Source organism: Novosphingobium sp. (genome assembly GCF_032093395.1).
In the GTDB taxonomy this organism is placed as follows: domain Bacteria; phylum Pseudomonadota; class Alphaproteobacteria; order Sphingomonadales; family Sphingomonadaceae; genus Novosphingobium.
Window position 1 is genome coordinate 55,468 of record NZ_DAMDBA010000014.1, and the last position, 14,642, is coordinate 70,109.

Below are 14,642 nucleotides of genomic sequence, written 5' to 3' on the forward strand. Positions count from 1 at the left end.
CGGTTCCTTAAATCAGGTGCGGGCGAAGGCGAGGGCCGCCTTCAGCACGTCTTGCAGGATCGGGGTGAGGGCGGCGGCGCGCTCATTGGAGAAGGGAGGCGGCCAATTGCCTTCGTGTGCCAGCTCGGGCTCGTCCATGTACCCGCGAATGGCGAGCTCCATCTGGATCGAGTGGACGCCGCTGGCGGGTTCGCCGTAATGCCGCGTGGTCCAGCCGCCACGGAAGCGGCCGTCGAGAACGTGGCTGAACCCGCTGGCCTTGCAGACTTCCACCACCGCGGCGGAAAGCGCCGGATCGCAGGTCTGGCCGAGGTTGGAGCCCACGTTGAACTGCGGCAATTCGCCATCGAACAGGCGCGGCACATGGCTGCGGATCGAGTGCGCGTCGTAGAGCACGACTTTGCCGTGAAGCGCACGCAGCCGCTCGATCTCGGAGCGCAGGGCGGCGTGGTACGGATCGAACCAGAGTGTGCGACGGCGGGCGATCTCGGCGTCGTCTGGTCCCTCGCCGCTGTAGAGCGGCTCGCCGTCGAACGTTGTCGTCGGGCAGAGTTCCGTCGTCGCCTGACCCGGATAGAGCGAGGCGCCGGTGGGATCGCGGTTGAGGTCGATCACGCTGCGCGAGACGCGGGCGGCAATCGTGGTGGCGCCCATTTCACGGGCGAAGGCGTAGAGATCGTCCACCCACCAGTCGGCATCGCGCCGCGCCAGCCATTCCGAGCGGAAGGCCGGACCGAGATCGGCCAGATCGGTGCCGACATGCGGAAAGGCGACGATCAGCGGCGCCTCTCCGCGATGGAGGACGAAAGGCTCCATCACGAAATCGCCGGGAGCAGGTCCGCGGCCGTATCCGCCAGCGCGCCGGAGCGGATCAGCAGGTTGGCCGCTTCCATGTCCGGGTGGAAATGGCGGTCGTCATCGAGCGCCGGAACCTCCGCGCGCAGCACCGCGCGAGCGGCTTCGAGCCAGGTGCTGGAGGCGAGCGGGGCGTGGAACTCGATGCCCTGCGCCGCGGCGAGCAGTTCGATGCCGATCACGGCCGTTGCGTTCTCGACCATCGAGAGCAGGCGGCGGGCGCCGTGGGCGGCCATGGAGACGTGGTCTTCCTGATTGGCGGACGTGGGGATCGAATCCACCGAAGCGGGATAGGCCTTCTGCTTGTTCTCGGAAACGAGCGCGGCGGCGGTGACTTGCGGGATCATGAAGCCCGAATTGAGGCCGGGGCGCGGCGTCAGGAAAGCGGGCAGGCCGGACAGCGCCGGGTCCACCAGCATGGCGATGCGGCGTTCGGAGATCGAGCCGATTTCGCAGACGGCGAGCGCGATCATGTCGGCGGCGAAGGCGACCGGTTCGGCATGGAAGTTGCCGCCGGAAAGCGCTTCGTCGGCTTCCGGGAAGATCAGCGGATTGTCGGAAACGCCGTTCGCCTCGATCTCCAGCGTCGTTGCGGCTTGGCGCAGCACGTCGAGCGCGGCGCCCATGACCTGCGGCTGGCAGCGCAGGCAATAGGGATCCTGGACGCGGGCGTCGTTCTCGACATGACTGGCGCGGATCGCGGAGCCGGCCATCAGGCCGCGCAGGGCATCGGCCACCTCGATCTGGCCGCGATGACGGCGCAGGGCGTGGATGCGCGGGTCGAACGGGGTGTCGGAGCCTTTGGCCGCCTCGGTGGAAAGTGCGCCGGTGACGAGGGCGGAGCGGAACAGCAGTTCCGCCTCGAACAGCCCGGCCAGCGCATTGGCGGTGGAGAACTGGGTGCCGTTGAGCAGCGCAAGGCCTTCCTTGGGGCCGAGTTCGAGCGGCACAAGGCCTGCGCGTGCGAGAGCCTCGGCGGCGGGCAGGCGCTCGCCTGCGAGCACGATCTCGCCCACGCCGATCATCGTCGCGGCCATGTGCGAGAGCGGGGCGAGGTCTCCGCTGGCGCCGACCGAACCTTGAGAGGGCACCGCAGGGGTCAGGCCCTTGGCCAGCATCGTTTCGAGCAGGGCGACGGTTTCGGGCCGCACGCCCGAGGCGCCTTGCGCAAGGCTGGCGAGCTTCAGCGCCATCATCAGGCGGATCACCGGCACCGGCGAAGGCTCGCCCGTGCCCGCCGCATGGCTGAGCACGATGTTGCGCTGGAGCGTGGCGAGATCCTCGTCACCGATGCGCACGCTGGCGAGTTTACCGAAGCCGGTGTTGATGCCGTAGACCGGCTCGCCCTTGGCCAGGATGCGCGCGACGGCAGCGGCGCTCTCGGCCACGAGTGGAGCGCAAGCCGGGTCGAGCTTCACGCCCGCGCCGCGATAGACCGCGCGCCATTCGGCGAGGCTCACGTTGCCGGGTGTGAGCGTGTCGCTCACGGGGCCAGGCGTGAGGAGGATGTCGTTCATTGTCCACTCCAGATGCGCGCATGGAGCGGATTGAAGCCCATGCGGTAAACGAGGTCGGCCGGGCGCTCGATGTCCCAGATCGCAAGGTCGCAGGCCTTGCCGGGTTCGAGCGTGCCGAGCCGATGCGAAAGGCCGAGCGCCTGCGCGGCATTGCGCGTCACGGCGGCTAGGCATTCGGGCACGGTGAGGCGGAACAGCGTCGCGCCCATGTTCATCGCCAGCAGCAGCGAGGTCAGCGGTGAGGTGCCGGGATTGCAGTCGGTCGCCAGCGCGATCGGCACGCGGGCCTCGCGCAGGGCGTCGACCGGCGGCAGCACGGTTTCGCGGCAGAAATAGTACGCACCTGGCAGCAGTGTGGCGACGGTGCCCGACGCGGCCATGGCGGCGACGCCTTCCCGGTCGAGGTGTTCCAGATGGTCCGCCGAGAGGGCGCTATGGCGCGCGGCGAGAGCGGCGCCGTGGAGGTTGGAAAGCTGCTCGGCGTGGAGCTTTACCGGCAGTCCATGTGCCTTGGCTGCGCGGAACAGGCGCTCGGTCTGGGCGGGCGAGAAGCCGATGCCCTCGCAGAAGGCATCCACCGCGTCGGCAAGCCCTGCCTCGGCCACGGCGGGCAACATGACCTCGCAGAGGTGGTCGATGTAACCCTTGGTATCTCCAGCGAACTCGGGGGGAAGCGCGTGGGCGCCGAGGAAGGTGGTGACGATCTGTACGGGGCGCACTTCGCCCAGCCGTCGCGCCGCGCGCAGCATCTTCAACTCGCTGGCGAGGTCGAGGCCGTAGCCGGACTTCACTTCGACGGTGGTGATCCCTTCCGCGATCAGGGCATCGAGGCGGGGCAGGGCGGAGGCGACGAGATCGTCCTCGCTGGCCGCGCGCGTGGCCTTCATGGTCGAGACGATGCCACCCCCGGCGCGGGCGATGTCCTCATAGGAAGCGCCTTCCAGCCGCAGTTCGAACTCGCGCGAACGATCGCCGCCGAAGACGAGGTGGGTGTGGCAGTCGATCAGGCCGGGGGTGATCCAGCGGCCCGTGCAGTCGATCGTTTCATCAGCGTCGAAGGGGGGAGCCTCTGCTTCCGGTCCGGCGTACAAGATCAGGCCGTCCCGCGAAGCGATGACGCCCTGTTCGATCGCGCCCATCAGGTCGCCCGTCATCGTGGCCAAACGGGCATGTTTCCAGAGCCTGTCGCAGCGCATGACGAGTCGATCCTCCTTGGTTGCCCCGGTTATTGCATCGGTCGTTTTTAATGTATAGACAAAATAGCGAAGGAGCTTCCTGCCATGGCCGAAAACCCCTCCCGTTCGATCTTCGCGCAGAACGCGCTGCTGGACCATGGCTGGGTTTCCGGCGTGCGATTCATACTGCGGCAGGGCCGGATTTCCGCCATCGAGAGCGGCGTGGCGGCGCAGGCGGGCGACGAGCGCCATGCCTGCGTGATCCCCGGCCTCGGCAATCTCCATAGCCATGCCTTCCAGCGCGGCATGGCGGGGCTGGCCGAGCAGCGCGGCGATACGGACGACAGCTTCTGGACCTGGCGCGAGGTCATGTACCGTTTCCTCGACCGGATGACGCCCGACGATCTCCATGCCGTGGCCGCCATGGCCTATCTGGAGATGCTAGAGAACGGTTTCACCCGGGTCGGCGAATTTCATTATCTCCACCACGATCCCGAAGGACGGGCCTATACCGATCCCGCCGAGATGTGCGCGGCGATCGCCCGCGCGGCGGGGGAGGTCGGGCTGGGCCTGACGCTGTTGCCGGTATTCTACGCCCATTCGGGCTTCGGCGCGCAGCCGCCGAGCGCTGGGCAGCGGCGCTTCATCCACGACCTCGACGGTTTCGCGCGCCTGCTGGAAGGCGCGCGCAGTGCGGTCGGCGCGCTGGACGATGCCGTGGTCGGTCTTGCGCCGCACAGCCTGCGGGCGGTTTCGCCCGAACAGCTTGCGGCGCTGGAAACGATGGTGCCGGACACGCCGATCCACATCCACATTGCCGAGCAGGTGCGTGAGGTCGAGGATTGCCTGGCCTGGAGCGGGCAGCGGCCGGTGGAATGGCTGCTCGACCATGCTGAGGTAGGCCCGCGCTGGTGCCTCGTCCACGCGACACACATGACCGAGGACGAGACTCGGCGGCTCGCGCGCAGCGGCGCCGTCGCCGGGCTTTGCCCGATCACAGAGGCCAACCTGGGCGACGGGCTGTTTCCGGCGCGCGCCTTTCTGGCCGAGGGCGGGCGCTGGGGCGTGGGCAGCGACTCGAACGTGCTGATCGATGGAACCGAGGAACTGCGGCTGTTCGAATACGGTCAGCGGCTCCAGCATCGCGGGCGCAATATCGTCGCGAGCAGTGAGATGCGCTCCACCGGGGAGACGCTTTGGCGTCAGGCGGTGCAGGGCGGTGCGCAGGCGCTCGGCGTAAAGGAGGGGGGCGTAAAGGCCGGCCTTTCCATCGGCTTGCCGTTCGATGCCGTCGCGCTGGACCTCGATCATCCCGCGTTGGCCGCGCGAGGGAGCGATCGCCTGCTCGACGGGCTGCTCTTTGCGGCAGGGCGCAGCGGCGTGGATTGCGTCTGGCGCTTCGGCGCGCAAGTGGTAAGCGGTGGCCGTCATCGCGCGCGAGACATGGTCGTCCGGCGCTACAGGGACAGGTTGGGCAGGTTGATCGGGTGAATTTACCGCTCCACGAACGCATCCGTCAGGATTTCGAGACGCGCATCCTTTCCGGCGCGCTGGGGCCGGGCGCGCGCCTGCCCACCGAGCAGGCGCTGATGGCGCACTATGACTGCGCGCGCATGACGGTGAACAAGGCGCTGAGCGCCCTTGCCACGGCAGGGCTCGTGGACCGTCGCAAGAAGGCGGGCACTTTCGTCGCCCGGCCGCGCGTCCATGCGATGGCGATGGAAATCCCCGATCTGGGCGCGCAAGTGACCGAGCGGGGGCAGTCCTATCGTTTCGACCTGTCGCTTCGCCGCCAGATGCACGCGACATCCGCGCGCCTCGCCTGGAAGGTGGACGGGACGGTACCTCTGCTGGAACTGGAGGGAATCCATTTCGCGGACGGCGCCCCCTTTGCGCTGGAGCACCGTTTCGTGAACGTGGCGGCCGTGCCGGAGATATTGGAGGCCGACTTCGCCGGTTCCTCGCCCGGAACATGGCTGCTGGAGCATGTCCCCTGGACGGAAGCCGATGCGCATATCGCCGCCACAGGCGCAAGCGCGGCAGAGGCCCGGTCGCTGTCCATCGAGCCTGGCGCGCCCTGCCTCTGTGTCGAGCGCAAGACCTGGCGCGGCTGCGAGCCGATCACTTATGTCCGGCAGCTTTTCGTGGCCGGGGCTTACGAGCTGACGGCGCGCTTCGGCCCCGGCGCCCGCGTTTCGGGCGCTTCCGCCTGAGCCGCGTCAAGCCAGGAGACGCGCCGAAATCGTCATGCCGACTTCGGCAGTTTCGCCGGGTTCCAGCCAGGTCAGGGTCTCCGGTGCACGGTTGATCGCGTCGGTGGCGTGGCTTACGGGCTCGACGCAGAAGAAGTCCGCACCGGCCGGAGAGAACACTACGGTGGTCGTCAGACCGTCCGAGGGGGCGATCGTCACGCCCAGCCCGCGCGAGGGCCAGTCGATCTCCAGCGCGCCTTCGCGCCCGGTATAGGCGGTATCGACAGCGCGGGTATCCACCGGCCGGCCCTGCCACCAGTCGATCGCCTCCTCATGCTCGTCGAGAGAACTCGGCAGGCAATCGGGGGTATTGTACCATTCGCCGCGATGCCGCCCACGATAGACGGTCTGGGCATCGCGCGGAAAATAGGGATGGAAGCCGAGGCCGGCGGGCATCGGCGCGTCGCCAAGATTGGTGACCGAAAGCGCGATGGTGAAACCCTCGGCGCCGAGTTGGAAGCTCTGCCGGGCGCGATAGGGCCAAGGCCACTCGCCACCGGGATAGCCGTGTTCAAGGACGGCGCCGTCGGCGCTTTGCTCCACCACGTCCCACGCGTTCAGCCATCCGAAGCCATGCAGGGGGTGGGGATGGTCGGAGCCCGGAAAGTTCGGCGCGATCCTGCCTTTGCGCGCGCCGGTGTTGAAGCGGCCGCGTGCGATGCGGTTGGAAAAGGGCACCAGCGGAAAGCTGGCGACGTCGAAGATCGTGGAGCCGCAGTTCGGCCGCATCAGCGGCTCCCCGCGCCAGTCCAGCCGCAGCACCGAGCCGCCGCGATCGGGAGCCAGTTCCAGCCGATAGCCTTGTGCCTCAAGGATGATCATCGCTTCCGGTCCACTCCCATGGATCTGCCGTTAGGGCTCGTTCAGCCTGGAGATTTTCTCCGGCCGGGCCCGAGGTAGCGCTACCAAATGGAGTCTGGCAAGGGCTTCGTCGGCATTCCCTCCTTCAATCCCCGCGATAGCGCAGGGCATCCACCAGCAGGCGAAAGGCCGCCGAAGGCTGGCGGCGGCTGGGATAATAGAGGTGATAGCCGGAAAACGGCTGGCACCATTCGTCCAGCAGCGGGACCAGAGCGCCGGACTCTATGTGCGGCCGGGCGTAAGTGTCCATCATCATGGCGATTCCCGCGCCGTCCAGCGCCGCCTGTAGGATCATCGCCATGCTGTCGAACGTCAGTTGGCCGTCCACCCGGACGTTGAGTTCGCGGCCGTCCTTCTCGAACTCCCAGGCGTAGATGTTGCCGCGCGAACGGAAGCGCAAGTTGATACACTGGTGCCCGGCAAGGTCGTGCGGCGTCTCTGGAACCCCGCGTCTGGCCACATAGTCCGGCGAAGCGACGGGCACGAGGCGGGCATGCGGGCCTATGCGTACCGCGATCATATCCCGTGCGATCGATTCACCCAGGCGTACGCCGGCATCGAAGCGTTCGGAGACGATGTCCACGAAGCCGGAATCGATGTTCAGTTCGACGTTGATATCGGGATAGAGTGGCAGGAACTTGCGCAGGGCGGGCCAGATCACGGAATTGGCCGCGTGTTCCGAAGCCGTGAGGCGAACGGTGCCCTCCGGCTTGTCGCGCAGTTCGCTGACCGTAGCCAGGCCCATGGCGATTTCGTGCATCGCCGGCCGCAATGTGGCAAGCAGCCGCTCGCCCGCCTCCGTGGGCGAAACGGCGCGGGTGGTGCGGGACAGGAGGCGCACACCCAGCCTCGATTCAAGCCGCCGGATCGTATGGCTCAGAGCGGATTGCGAGGAGCCCAGCTTGGCGGCGGCCCGCGTGAAGCTGCCTTCGTCGGCGACGGCGATGAAGGCGGTGAGGTCGGCAAGGTGTTCGCGCTGCATTGATGAGTGCCTATCATGACAGTCATGCATTTGCCTCCTCTAATTCTTGACGCAGTGCGAACTTATATGCCGCAGCCCGCGCTGCATTGCAGCAAGGCCCATAAAAGCTCTCCTCCCAAAGCTCTTCCCTCAGCAAGGAAATCCCATGAAGACCATCGGCTACGCGGCGCAGTCCGCCGAAACTCCGCTCGCGCCTTTCGCGTTCGACCGCCGGGAACTGCGCGGAAACGATGTCGCCATCGAGATCCTCTATTGCGGCGTCTGCCATTCCGACCTTCATACCGCCCGCAACGATTGGGGCGGCACCGTCTATCCGATCGTTCCCGGTCATGAGATCGTCGGCCGGGTGACCGCCGTGGGCCCCGAGGCGGGTCGCCACGCCGTGGGCGAAGTGGTGGCCGTCGGCTGCCTCGTCGACAGCTGCAAGCATTGCGACCAGTGCGAGCGCGACCTGGAGAACTATTGCCGCAACGGCTGGGTCGGCACCTACAACGGCAAGGACAAGATCACCGGCGAGATCACCCAGGGCGGCTATGCCCGCGATATCGTGGTGCGCGAGGACTTCGTGCTCAAAGTGCCGCAGAACCTGGACGTCGCGAAAGTCGCGCCGCTGCTCTGCGCGGGCATCACCACCTATTCGCCGCTGCGCGAATGGAACGTGGGCGAGGGCAGCCGCGTCGGCGTGATCGGCCTGGGCGGTCTGGGCCACATGGCGGTGAAGCTGGCCTCGGCGATGGGCGCGGACGTCACCGTGTTCAGCCGCTCGCCGGGCAAGGAAGCAGACGCGTTGGAGCTGGGCGCCAACCGCGTGCTGATTTCCAGCGACGCCGATGCCATGACGGCGGCGGCCAGCAGCTTCGACTTCATCATCGACACCGTGCCGGTCAAGCACGACCTCAACCCCTATCTGCCGCTGCTCGACGTGGACGGCAGCCTGGTCCTGGTCGGCCAGATCGGCCCGGTGGACGAGCCGATCACCACGCCGCTCGTCTTCGGTCGCCGCCGGGTGGCGGGTTCGCTGATCGGCGGCATCGCCGAGACCCAGGAGATGCTCGCTTTCTGCGCAGAAAAGAACATCCTGCCCGAAGTCGAGATGATCCGCATGGACGAGATCAACCACGCCTACGAGCGCATGGAAAAGTCCGACGTGCACTATCGCTTCGTCATCGACATGGCGACGCTGGAAGCCGAAGCGGCCTGAACGGGCTAGCGGTCCCTCACGGGGCCAGTGTCATCTGCATCGGCCGGGGAGCGGAAGCTTCCCGGCCGTTTCTTGTACGATCTGCACGTTTCGGAACTTACAATGTCTTCAAGACTTTGTAATGCCCGCAGCTTGTTCTTGACCTTCCCTTACAAACCGGATCATCCTCGCCGTCGCCAAGGATCACCTGGAGCCCAATGCCCTTGCGAGCCGGATTCGATCGTTTTTCCTTCATCGTTCCGATCGCGGCGGGCCTGCTTGGGTCTTGCGCGGTCGGGCCGGATTACAAGACCCGCAGTGCTTCGGAACTCGGCGTGCCGGACCAGTGGTCCGTCCCCGCTCCGCCGCAGGCAGAGGAACTGACGCGCTGGTGGCGCAACTTCAACGATCCGGTGCTCACGCAACTTGTGGAGCAGGCGGCGTCGGCCAATCTCGATCTGGACCAGGCGTTGGCGCGGCTGCGGCAGGCGCGGGAATCGTTGGTGGTCAGCCGCGCGGCCCTGTTCCCCTCCGTAAGCGGATCGGGCAGCGCGGGCCGGAGCGAGGCTCTGCGCGGCGGCGGCACGGTTATCACGTTGCCGGACGGCACCGTCAGCCAGACCGGCGGCGGTGGCCGCACCAGCCTGGCCCTGGGGCTGGACGCCAGCTATCAGCTCGACCTGTTCGGCGGCAATCGCCGCTCGGTGGAGGCCAGCCGCGCCCAGTTGGAGGCATCCGGCTTCGACTATGCCACCATGCTGCTGACGGTGCAGAGCGAAGTCGCGCGCAACTATGTGCTGGCGCGCGCCTATCAGGCCCAGCTTGAGAACGCCCGCGCAAGCCTGAGCATTCAGGACGACAATCTCCAGATCGCCGAGTGGCGGGTGCTGGCCGGGCTCGTCTCCTCGGTGGACCAGGAACAGGCGCGTGCCAGCCGAGCCCAGACCGCCGCCGGAATTCCGCAGATAGAACAACAGTACAATGCCGCCGTCTCGCGCATATCGGTGCTGACCGGGCAGGCGCCGGGCGCGGTGAAGCCGGTCATGGCCACCGCTCGGCCGATACCGGAGGGGCCGGCGCAGATCGGCGTGGGCATCCCCGCCAATGTCCTGCGCCAACGGCCGGACGTCCGCTCCGCCGAGCGCCAGCTGGCGGCGACGACGGCCCAGATTGGCGTCGCCAAGGCGCAGCTTCTTCCGCAGTTCAACATCAGCGGCAGCCTCGATACCAATGCGTCCAGCTTCAGCGGACTGTTCGACACGATCACCGGCGGCCTGTTCGGCGGGATCAGCCAGGCGATCTTCAATGCCGGGCGTCTTTCCGCGCAAGTCCGCTCCAGCCGCGCGGCGGCGGAGGGCGCTTTTGCCGCCTACAAGTCCTCCGTGCTGACGGCGCTGGAGGATATCGAGAACGCCGCGGTAGCGCTCCGGTCGGCCGAGGAGCGCGAGCGGCAGTTCACCATCGCGCTCGACGCTTCGAACAGTTCCGCTCTGCTGGCGCGGGCGCAGTACCGCAGCGGATTGACGGATTTCACCACGCTCAACACGCAGGAAAGCGCGCTGATTTCCGCCCGCAACGGATTGGTCCAGGCGCATTCCGACCGGGCGGCCGCCCTGATCGCGCTCTATGACGCGCTCGGCGGCGGCTGGGATCCCAGTTACGACTATACCGGGCTGGCCACCGCGCCCCGGAACCAACCAGGCGGAACCGACTGAAATGGCCGACCAACAACTCGACGAATTCCTGGGCGCGGAAAAGAAGCCGGTCTGGCGGCGCAAATGGGTGTTCTGGACCGGACTGGCGGTGCTGGTGCTGCTGTCCTTCATGCTCGTGCGCTGTTTCGGCACGACCGAGAAGCAGGCCTATGCCACCACCAAGGCGGAAAAGGGCCGTCTCGCCACCAGCGTTTCCGCCACCGGCAAGCTGGCGCCCACCAACCAGGTCACCGTGGGCTCGCAGCTTTCCGGCCTGGTCGTGAAAGTGCTGGTGGACGTGAACGACCGGGTAACGGCCGGACAGGTGCTGGCCGAGATCGACCCCGAACAGATCGAGGACCAGATCCGTCAGAGCCAGGCGCAGTTGAACGCCAATCGCGCGCAAGTGGACCAGTCCAGGGCTACCGTGGCGGAATCGCAGGCGCAGCTTGCGCGACTGGAGGAAGTCTCGCGGCTTTCGGGCGGTAAAGTCCCTTCGAAGACCGAGCTTCAGGCCGGCCGCGCCGATGTGCAGCGCGCCGTCGCCGCTCTGAGGACGGCGCAGGCCAATGTGCTGGCCGCCGAAGCCTCGCTGGCGCAGAACCAGACGCAGCGGGCCCGCGCCAGGATCATCTCGCCGGTATCGGGCGTGGTGCTGGCGCGGCAGGTCGATCCCGGACAGACCGTGGCGTCCTCGTTCAACACGCCGACGCTCTTCGTGATTGCCGAGGATCTCAGCGAGATGAAGCTGGAAGTCGCGATCGACGAGGCCGACGTCGGCACCGTAAAGGATGGGCAGAGCGCCAATTTCACCGTGGACGCCTTTCCCGGCCAGACTTTCCCCGCCCGGATCACCCGCGTCGAGATCGCCTCGAACCTGACCGCCTCTTCGGCCAGTTCCTCCTCCTCGACCACGTCCACCAGCACCAGTGGCCAGGTCGTCTCCTATGCGGCGGACCTTTCGGTCGCCAATGCGGACTTCAAGTTGCGACCGGGCATGACCGCCACCGCCGATATCGTCACCTCGGACAAGAACGACGTCCTACTGATCCCCAACGCGGCGCTGTCCTACAAGCCGCAGGCGACGGGAACCGCGAAGAAGGGCGGCGGCGTCACCGATGCGATCGGGTTCCGCCCGCCGCGCCGGGGCCAGCGCGCGGCCAAGAGTGCCACGCTGGATCGCGGATCGCGCCAGACCATCTATGTGCTGGGCGCCGATAATCAGCCGCAGGCGATCGAGGTCGTCACCGGTAGCACCAATGGTCAGCAGACCGAAGTGGTTTCCGGCGGTCTCAAGCCGGGAATGCAGGTGATCACCGGCGAACTCGCCGGAACGGCAAGCTGAGGACGGAGCCGATGGCCGGAACCGACCCGATCATCTCCCTGCGCGGGATCACAAAGGTGTTCGGCACCGGAGAAACCGCTTTCCGCGCGTTGAAGGGCGTTGATCTCGATATCGCGGCGGGAGACTTCGTGGCGGTGATGGGGCCGTCCGGCTCGGGCAAGTCGACGATGATGAATATCCTGGGCTGTCTGGACGTTTCGACCACGGGCGAATTCCTGTTCCACGGCCATCATGTCGAGCATCTCGACCGCGACCAGCGGGCGCTGCTGCGGCGCCGCTACCTGGGCTTCGTGTTCCAGGGCTTCAACCTGCTGGCGCGCACCTCCGCGCTGGAGAACGTGGAGCTGCCGCTGCTTTATCGGGGCGACGCCAAGCAGGACCGGCGCAAGGAGGCCATGGCGGCGCTCGACAAAGTCGGCCTTGCCGACTGGGCCGGGCACACGCCGGGCGAGCTTTCGGGCGGCCAGCAGCAGCGCGTGGCGATCGCCCGCGCCATCGTCACCAATCCCGAAGTCCTGCTGGCGGACGAGCCGACCGGCAACCTCGACAGCCAGCGCTCGGTGGAGATCATGGAGTTCCTCTCCCGGCTCAACCGCGATTCCGGTATCACCGTTCTGATGGTCACGCATGAGCCCGACATGGCCGAATATGCCCGCCGCATCGTCCACTTCAAGGACGGCCTGATCGACCGCATCGAGCAGGGCGGCGCCGTGGTGGAGGCAAACGGCTGATGCTGGGAACGATCTTCCTGCTGGCGCTACGCTCCATCCGCCGCCACGTGCTGCGTTCGCTCCTGACCATGCTGGGCATCGTCATCGGCGTGGGCGCGGTGGTTTCGATGGTGACGCTAGGCAAGGCGACCACTGCTGCCGTTACCCAGCAGATCGCATCGCTGGGCACCAACATCCTCCAGGTCCGCCCCGGTCAGGGTTTCGGGCGCGGCGGCGGCGGGCCGGCCCCGCGCGACTTCGATCCATCGGACATCGTCGCGATTCGTCAGCAGGTTGGCGGCGTCATGGCCGTGGCGCCGCAGGCTTCGTCCAGCGGCACCGCGATCTACGAAGGCGCGAACTGGTCCACCACGATCAACGGCACCACATCCGACTACTTCAAGATCCAGCCCTGGCCGCTTCAGGAAGGCCGCCTGTTCAACGAGGACGAGGAGACGGCGGGCAAGTCGGTCTGCATCATCGGCTCCACCGTGAGCACCAACCTGTTCCGCAACGTCGATCCGATCGGCAAGCGCTTCCGCATCGGCAATGTCTCGTGCGACGTGATCGGCCTGTTGACCACCAAGGGCCAGGCCGGCTTCGGCGGCGACCAGGACGATATCGTCATCATGCCTATCAAGACAGTGCAGCGCCGCTTCCTGGGCACGACCTCGATCCGCACGATCCTGGTCGGCGTGGACGACGACTACTCTACCGAGCAGGTCCAGCAGACGCTCACCCGCCTGCTGCGCGAGCGCCGCCACCTGACCGAGGGCAAGGACGACGACTTCAACATCTTCGACACCAAGCAGATTTCCGATACCCTGACCCAGACCACCACGATGCTGACGCAGATCGTTGCCGCGGTCGCCGCGATCAGTCTGGTGGTGGGCGGGATCGGCATCATGAACATCATGCTCGTCTCGGTGACCGAGCGCACGCGCGAGATCGGCATTCGCCTGGCCATCGGCGCCGTCGCCAACGAAGTGCTGCTGCAATTCCTGGTGGAGGCCGTGGTGCTCTCCTGCCTGGGTGGGCTGATCGGGCTGCTGCTGGCGCAGTTGGTGGTGGGCGTGGCCACGCCGCTGATGGACTTGCCGTGGATTTTCGATCCCGCGGTCAACCTGGGCGCTTTCGCCGTGTCCGCCGCGATCGGCGTGATCTTCGGCTATTTTCCGGCGCAACGCGCGGCCAGCCTCAATCCCATCGACGCGTTGCGTCACGAATAAGGAGAGCGGGTCATGCCCGGATTGCCGTTGCGCGGACTGATCGTGGGCATGGCGAACGATCAGTCGCTGGCTTGGGGCTGTGCCGAGGCACTGCGCTTGGAAGGCGCGGAACTGGCGATCACCTACCAGAGTGACAAGGCTAGGCCCCACGTGGAACCGCTGGCCCAGGCGCTGGAAGCCCCGATCTTCCTGCCGCTGGACGTTACCGTTCCCGAACAGATGGAAGCGCTCTTCGCCGAGATTACGGCGCGCTGGGGGAGGCTGGACTTCCTGCTCCACTCCATCGCCTTCGCGCCCAAGCAGGATCTGCACGGCCGGGTGGTGGACAGCTCGGCCGAAGGTTTCACGAAAGCCATGGACGTGTCCTGCCATTCGCTGATCCGGCTCGCCCGCTATGCCGAACCGCTGATGGCCCAAGGGGGCTCGATCCTGACCATGAGCTTCTACGGTTCCGAAAAGGTGGTGCCGGGCTACGGGCTGATGGGGCCGGTCAAGGCGGCGCTGGAAAGCTGCGTGCGGTATCTTTCAGACGAACTCGGCCCGACCGGCATACGCGTCAACGCGCTTTCGACCGGCCCGGTGCGCACGCGCGCGGCCTCTGGGCTGTCCCACCTTGACGAACTGATCCGGCTGGCGGCGGAAAAGGCGCCGTTGCATCAACTCGTGACGATAGAGCAGATCGGCCACATGGCGGCGTTTCTGCTTGGCCCCAAGGCCCGCTTCGTGACCGGCCAGACCATCTACGTGGACAGCGGGTTTAACACTGTAGGCGGCTAAGGCGGATCGACATTCAGCTCATGCGGGCCTGCGAAGCGCGATTTCCTGTGCTTCGATGCTCACGG

Annotated in this window: 13 protein-coding genes; 8 read left to right on the top strand and 5 right to left on the bottom strand. The window is 66.7% G+C overall.

From position 1 onward, the window contains the following. Positions 1-12 precede the first annotated feature (12 nt). Genes hutG through hutI form a run of 3 tightly spaced genes read right to left on the bottom strand, consistent with a single transcriptional unit; the run spans position 13 to position 3,568 of the window. Positions 13-816: an N-formylglutamate deformylase gene (hutG, locus tag RT424_RS07700; protein WP_313435979.1), complete on the bottom strand. Its 804-nt coding sequence runs from the start codon at positions 814-816 to the stop codon at positions 13-15. Next, a complete protein-coding gene (hutH, locus tag RT424_RS07705) occupies positions 816-2,372 on the bottom strand; it encodes a histidine ammonia-lyase (RefSeq protein ID WP_313435923.1) in 1,557 nt (518 codons plus the stop codon). The genes hutG and hutH overlap by 1 nt, the downstream gene beginning before the upstream one ends. Continuing rightward, entirely contained in the window at positions 2,369-3,568 is a 1,200-nt protein-coding gene (hutI, locus tag RT424_RS07710; RefSeq protein WP_313435925.1) for an imidazolonepropionase, read from the bottom strand. Before hutI ends, hutH begins: the two co-directional genes overlap by 4 nt. Before the next feature lie 84 nt (positions 3,569-3,652). Here hutI and RT424_RS07715 point away from each other — a divergent pair, with 84 nt between their 5' ends. Both RT424_RS07715 and hutC read left to right on the top strand, forming a co-directional pair. Next, positions 3,653-5,038, top strand: coding sequence for a formimidoylglutamate deiminase (locus RT424_RS07715; RefSeq protein WP_313435927.1), 1,386 nt, complete (start codon positions 3,653-3,655; stop codon positions 5,036-5,038). Next, on the top strand, positions 5,035-5,760 hold the full coding sequence (hutC, locus tag RT424_RS07720; protein WP_313435929.1) for a histidine utilization repressor: 726 nt from the start codon (positions 5,035-5,037) through the stop codon (positions 5,758-5,760). Before RT424_RS07715 ends, hutC begins: the two co-directional genes overlap by 4 nt. Before the next feature lie 6 nt (positions 5,761-5,766). Here the strand turns inward: hutC and RT424_RS07725 are convergent, their stop codons facing one another. Continuing rightward, on the bottom strand, positions 5,767-6,621 hold the full coding sequence (locus RT424_RS07725) for an aldose 1-epimerase (protein WP_313435931.1): 855 nt from the start codon (positions 6,619-6,621) through the stop codon (positions 5,767-5,769). Positions 6,622-6,745: 124 nt separating this feature from the next. Beyond that, positions 6,746-7,642: a LysR family transcriptional regulator gene (locus RT424_RS07730; protein WP_313435933.1), complete on the bottom strand. Its 897-nt coding sequence runs from the start codon at positions 7,640-7,642 to the stop codon at positions 6,746-6,748. A gap of 145 nt (positions 7,643-7,787) precedes the next feature. Between RT424_RS07730 and RT424_RS07735 the strand changes: the two genes are divergently transcribed. From RT424_RS07735 to fabI, 6 genes are all read left to right on the top strand, one after another. After that, entirely contained in the window at positions 7,788-8,843 is a 1,056-nt protein-coding gene (locus tag RT424_RS07735) for an NAD(P)-dependent alcohol dehydrogenase (RefSeq protein ID WP_313435935.1), read from the top strand. A gap of 203 nt (positions 8,844-9,046) precedes the next feature. Beyond that, a complete protein-coding gene (locus tag RT424_RS07740) occupies positions 9,047-10,537 on the top strand; it encodes an efflux transporter outer membrane subunit (protein ID WP_313435937.1) in 1,491 nt (496 codons plus the stop codon). A 1-nt stretch (position 10,538) separates the two neighbouring features. After that, on the top strand, positions 10,539-11,861 hold the full coding sequence (locus RT424_RS07745) for an efflux RND transporter periplasmic adaptor subunit (RefSeq protein WP_313435939.1): 1,323 nt from the start codon (positions 10,539-10,541) through the stop codon (positions 11,859-11,861). Positions 11,862-11,872: 11 nt separating this feature from the next. Beyond that, positions 11,873-12,592, top strand: a complete 720-nt coding sequence (locus RT424_RS07750; RefSeq protein ID WP_313435941.1) for an ABC transporter ATP-binding protein — start codon at positions 11,873-11,875, stop codon at positions 12,590-12,592. Continuing rightward, positions 12,592-13,800 (top strand): ABC transporter permease, encoded by a 1,209-nt coding sequence (locus RT424_RS07755; protein ID WP_313435943.1) that lies wholly within the window; start codon positions 12,592-12,594, stop codon positions 13,798-13,800. The genes RT424_RS07750 and RT424_RS07755 overlap by 1 nt, the downstream gene beginning before the upstream one ends. Positions 13,801-13,812: 12 nt before the next feature. Then, positions 13,813-14,577 (top strand): enoyl-ACP reductase FabI, encoded by a 765-nt coding sequence (fabI, locus tag RT424_RS07760; RefSeq protein ID WP_313435945.1) that lies wholly within the window; start codon positions 13,813-13,815, stop codon positions 14,575-14,577. The last annotated feature ends 65 nt before the right edge of the window (positions 14,578-14,642 follow it).

What these genes read in the sequence shown, in the direction of transcription:
- hutG (WP_313435979.1), bottom strand. Translation starts at nt 816, where the DNA reads ATGGAGCCTTTCGTCCTCCATCGCGGAGAGGCGCCGCTGATCGTCGCC.
- hutH (WP_313435923.1), bottom strand. Translation starts at nt 2,372, where the DNA reads ATGAACGACATCCTCCTCACGCCTGGCCCCGTGAGCGACACGCTCACA.
- hutI (WP_313435925.1), bottom strand. Translation starts at nt 3,568, where the DNA reads ATGCGCTGCGACAGGCTCTGGAAACATGCCCGTTTGGCCACGATGACG.
- RT424_RS07715 (WP_313435927.1), top strand. Translation starts at nt 3,653, where the DNA reads ATGGCCGAAAACCCCTCCCGTTCGATCTTCGCGCAGAACGCGCTGCTG.
- RT424_RS07725 (WP_313435931.1), bottom strand. Translation starts at nt 6,621, where the DNA reads ATGATCATCCTTGAGGCACAAGGCTATCGGCTGGAACTGGCTCCCGAT.
- RT424_RS07730 (WP_313435933.1), bottom strand. Translation starts at nt 7,642, where the DNA reads ATGCAGCGCGAACACCTTGCCGACCTCACCGCCTTCATCGCCGTCGCC.
- RT424_RS07735 (WP_313435935.1), top strand. Translation starts at nt 7,788, where the DNA reads ATGAAGACCATCGGCTACGCGGCGCAGTCCGCCGAAACTCCGCTCGCG.
- RT424_RS07745 (WP_313435939.1), top strand. Translation starts at nt 10,539, where the DNA reads ATGGCCGACCAACAACTCGACGAATTCCTGGGCGCGGAAAAGAAGCCG.
- RT424_RS07750 (WP_313435941.1), top strand. Translation starts at nt 11,873, where the DNA reads ATGGCCGGAACCGACCCGATCATCTCCCTGCGCGGGATCACAAAGGTG.
- RT424_RS07755 (WP_313435943.1), top strand. Translation starts at nt 12,592, where the DNA reads ATGCTGGGAACGATCTTCCTGCTGGCGCTACGCTCCATCCGCCGCCAC.
- fabI (WP_313435945.1), top strand. Translation starts at nt 13,813, where the DNA reads ATGCCCGGATTGCCGTTGCGCGGACTGATCGTGGGCATGGCGAACGAT.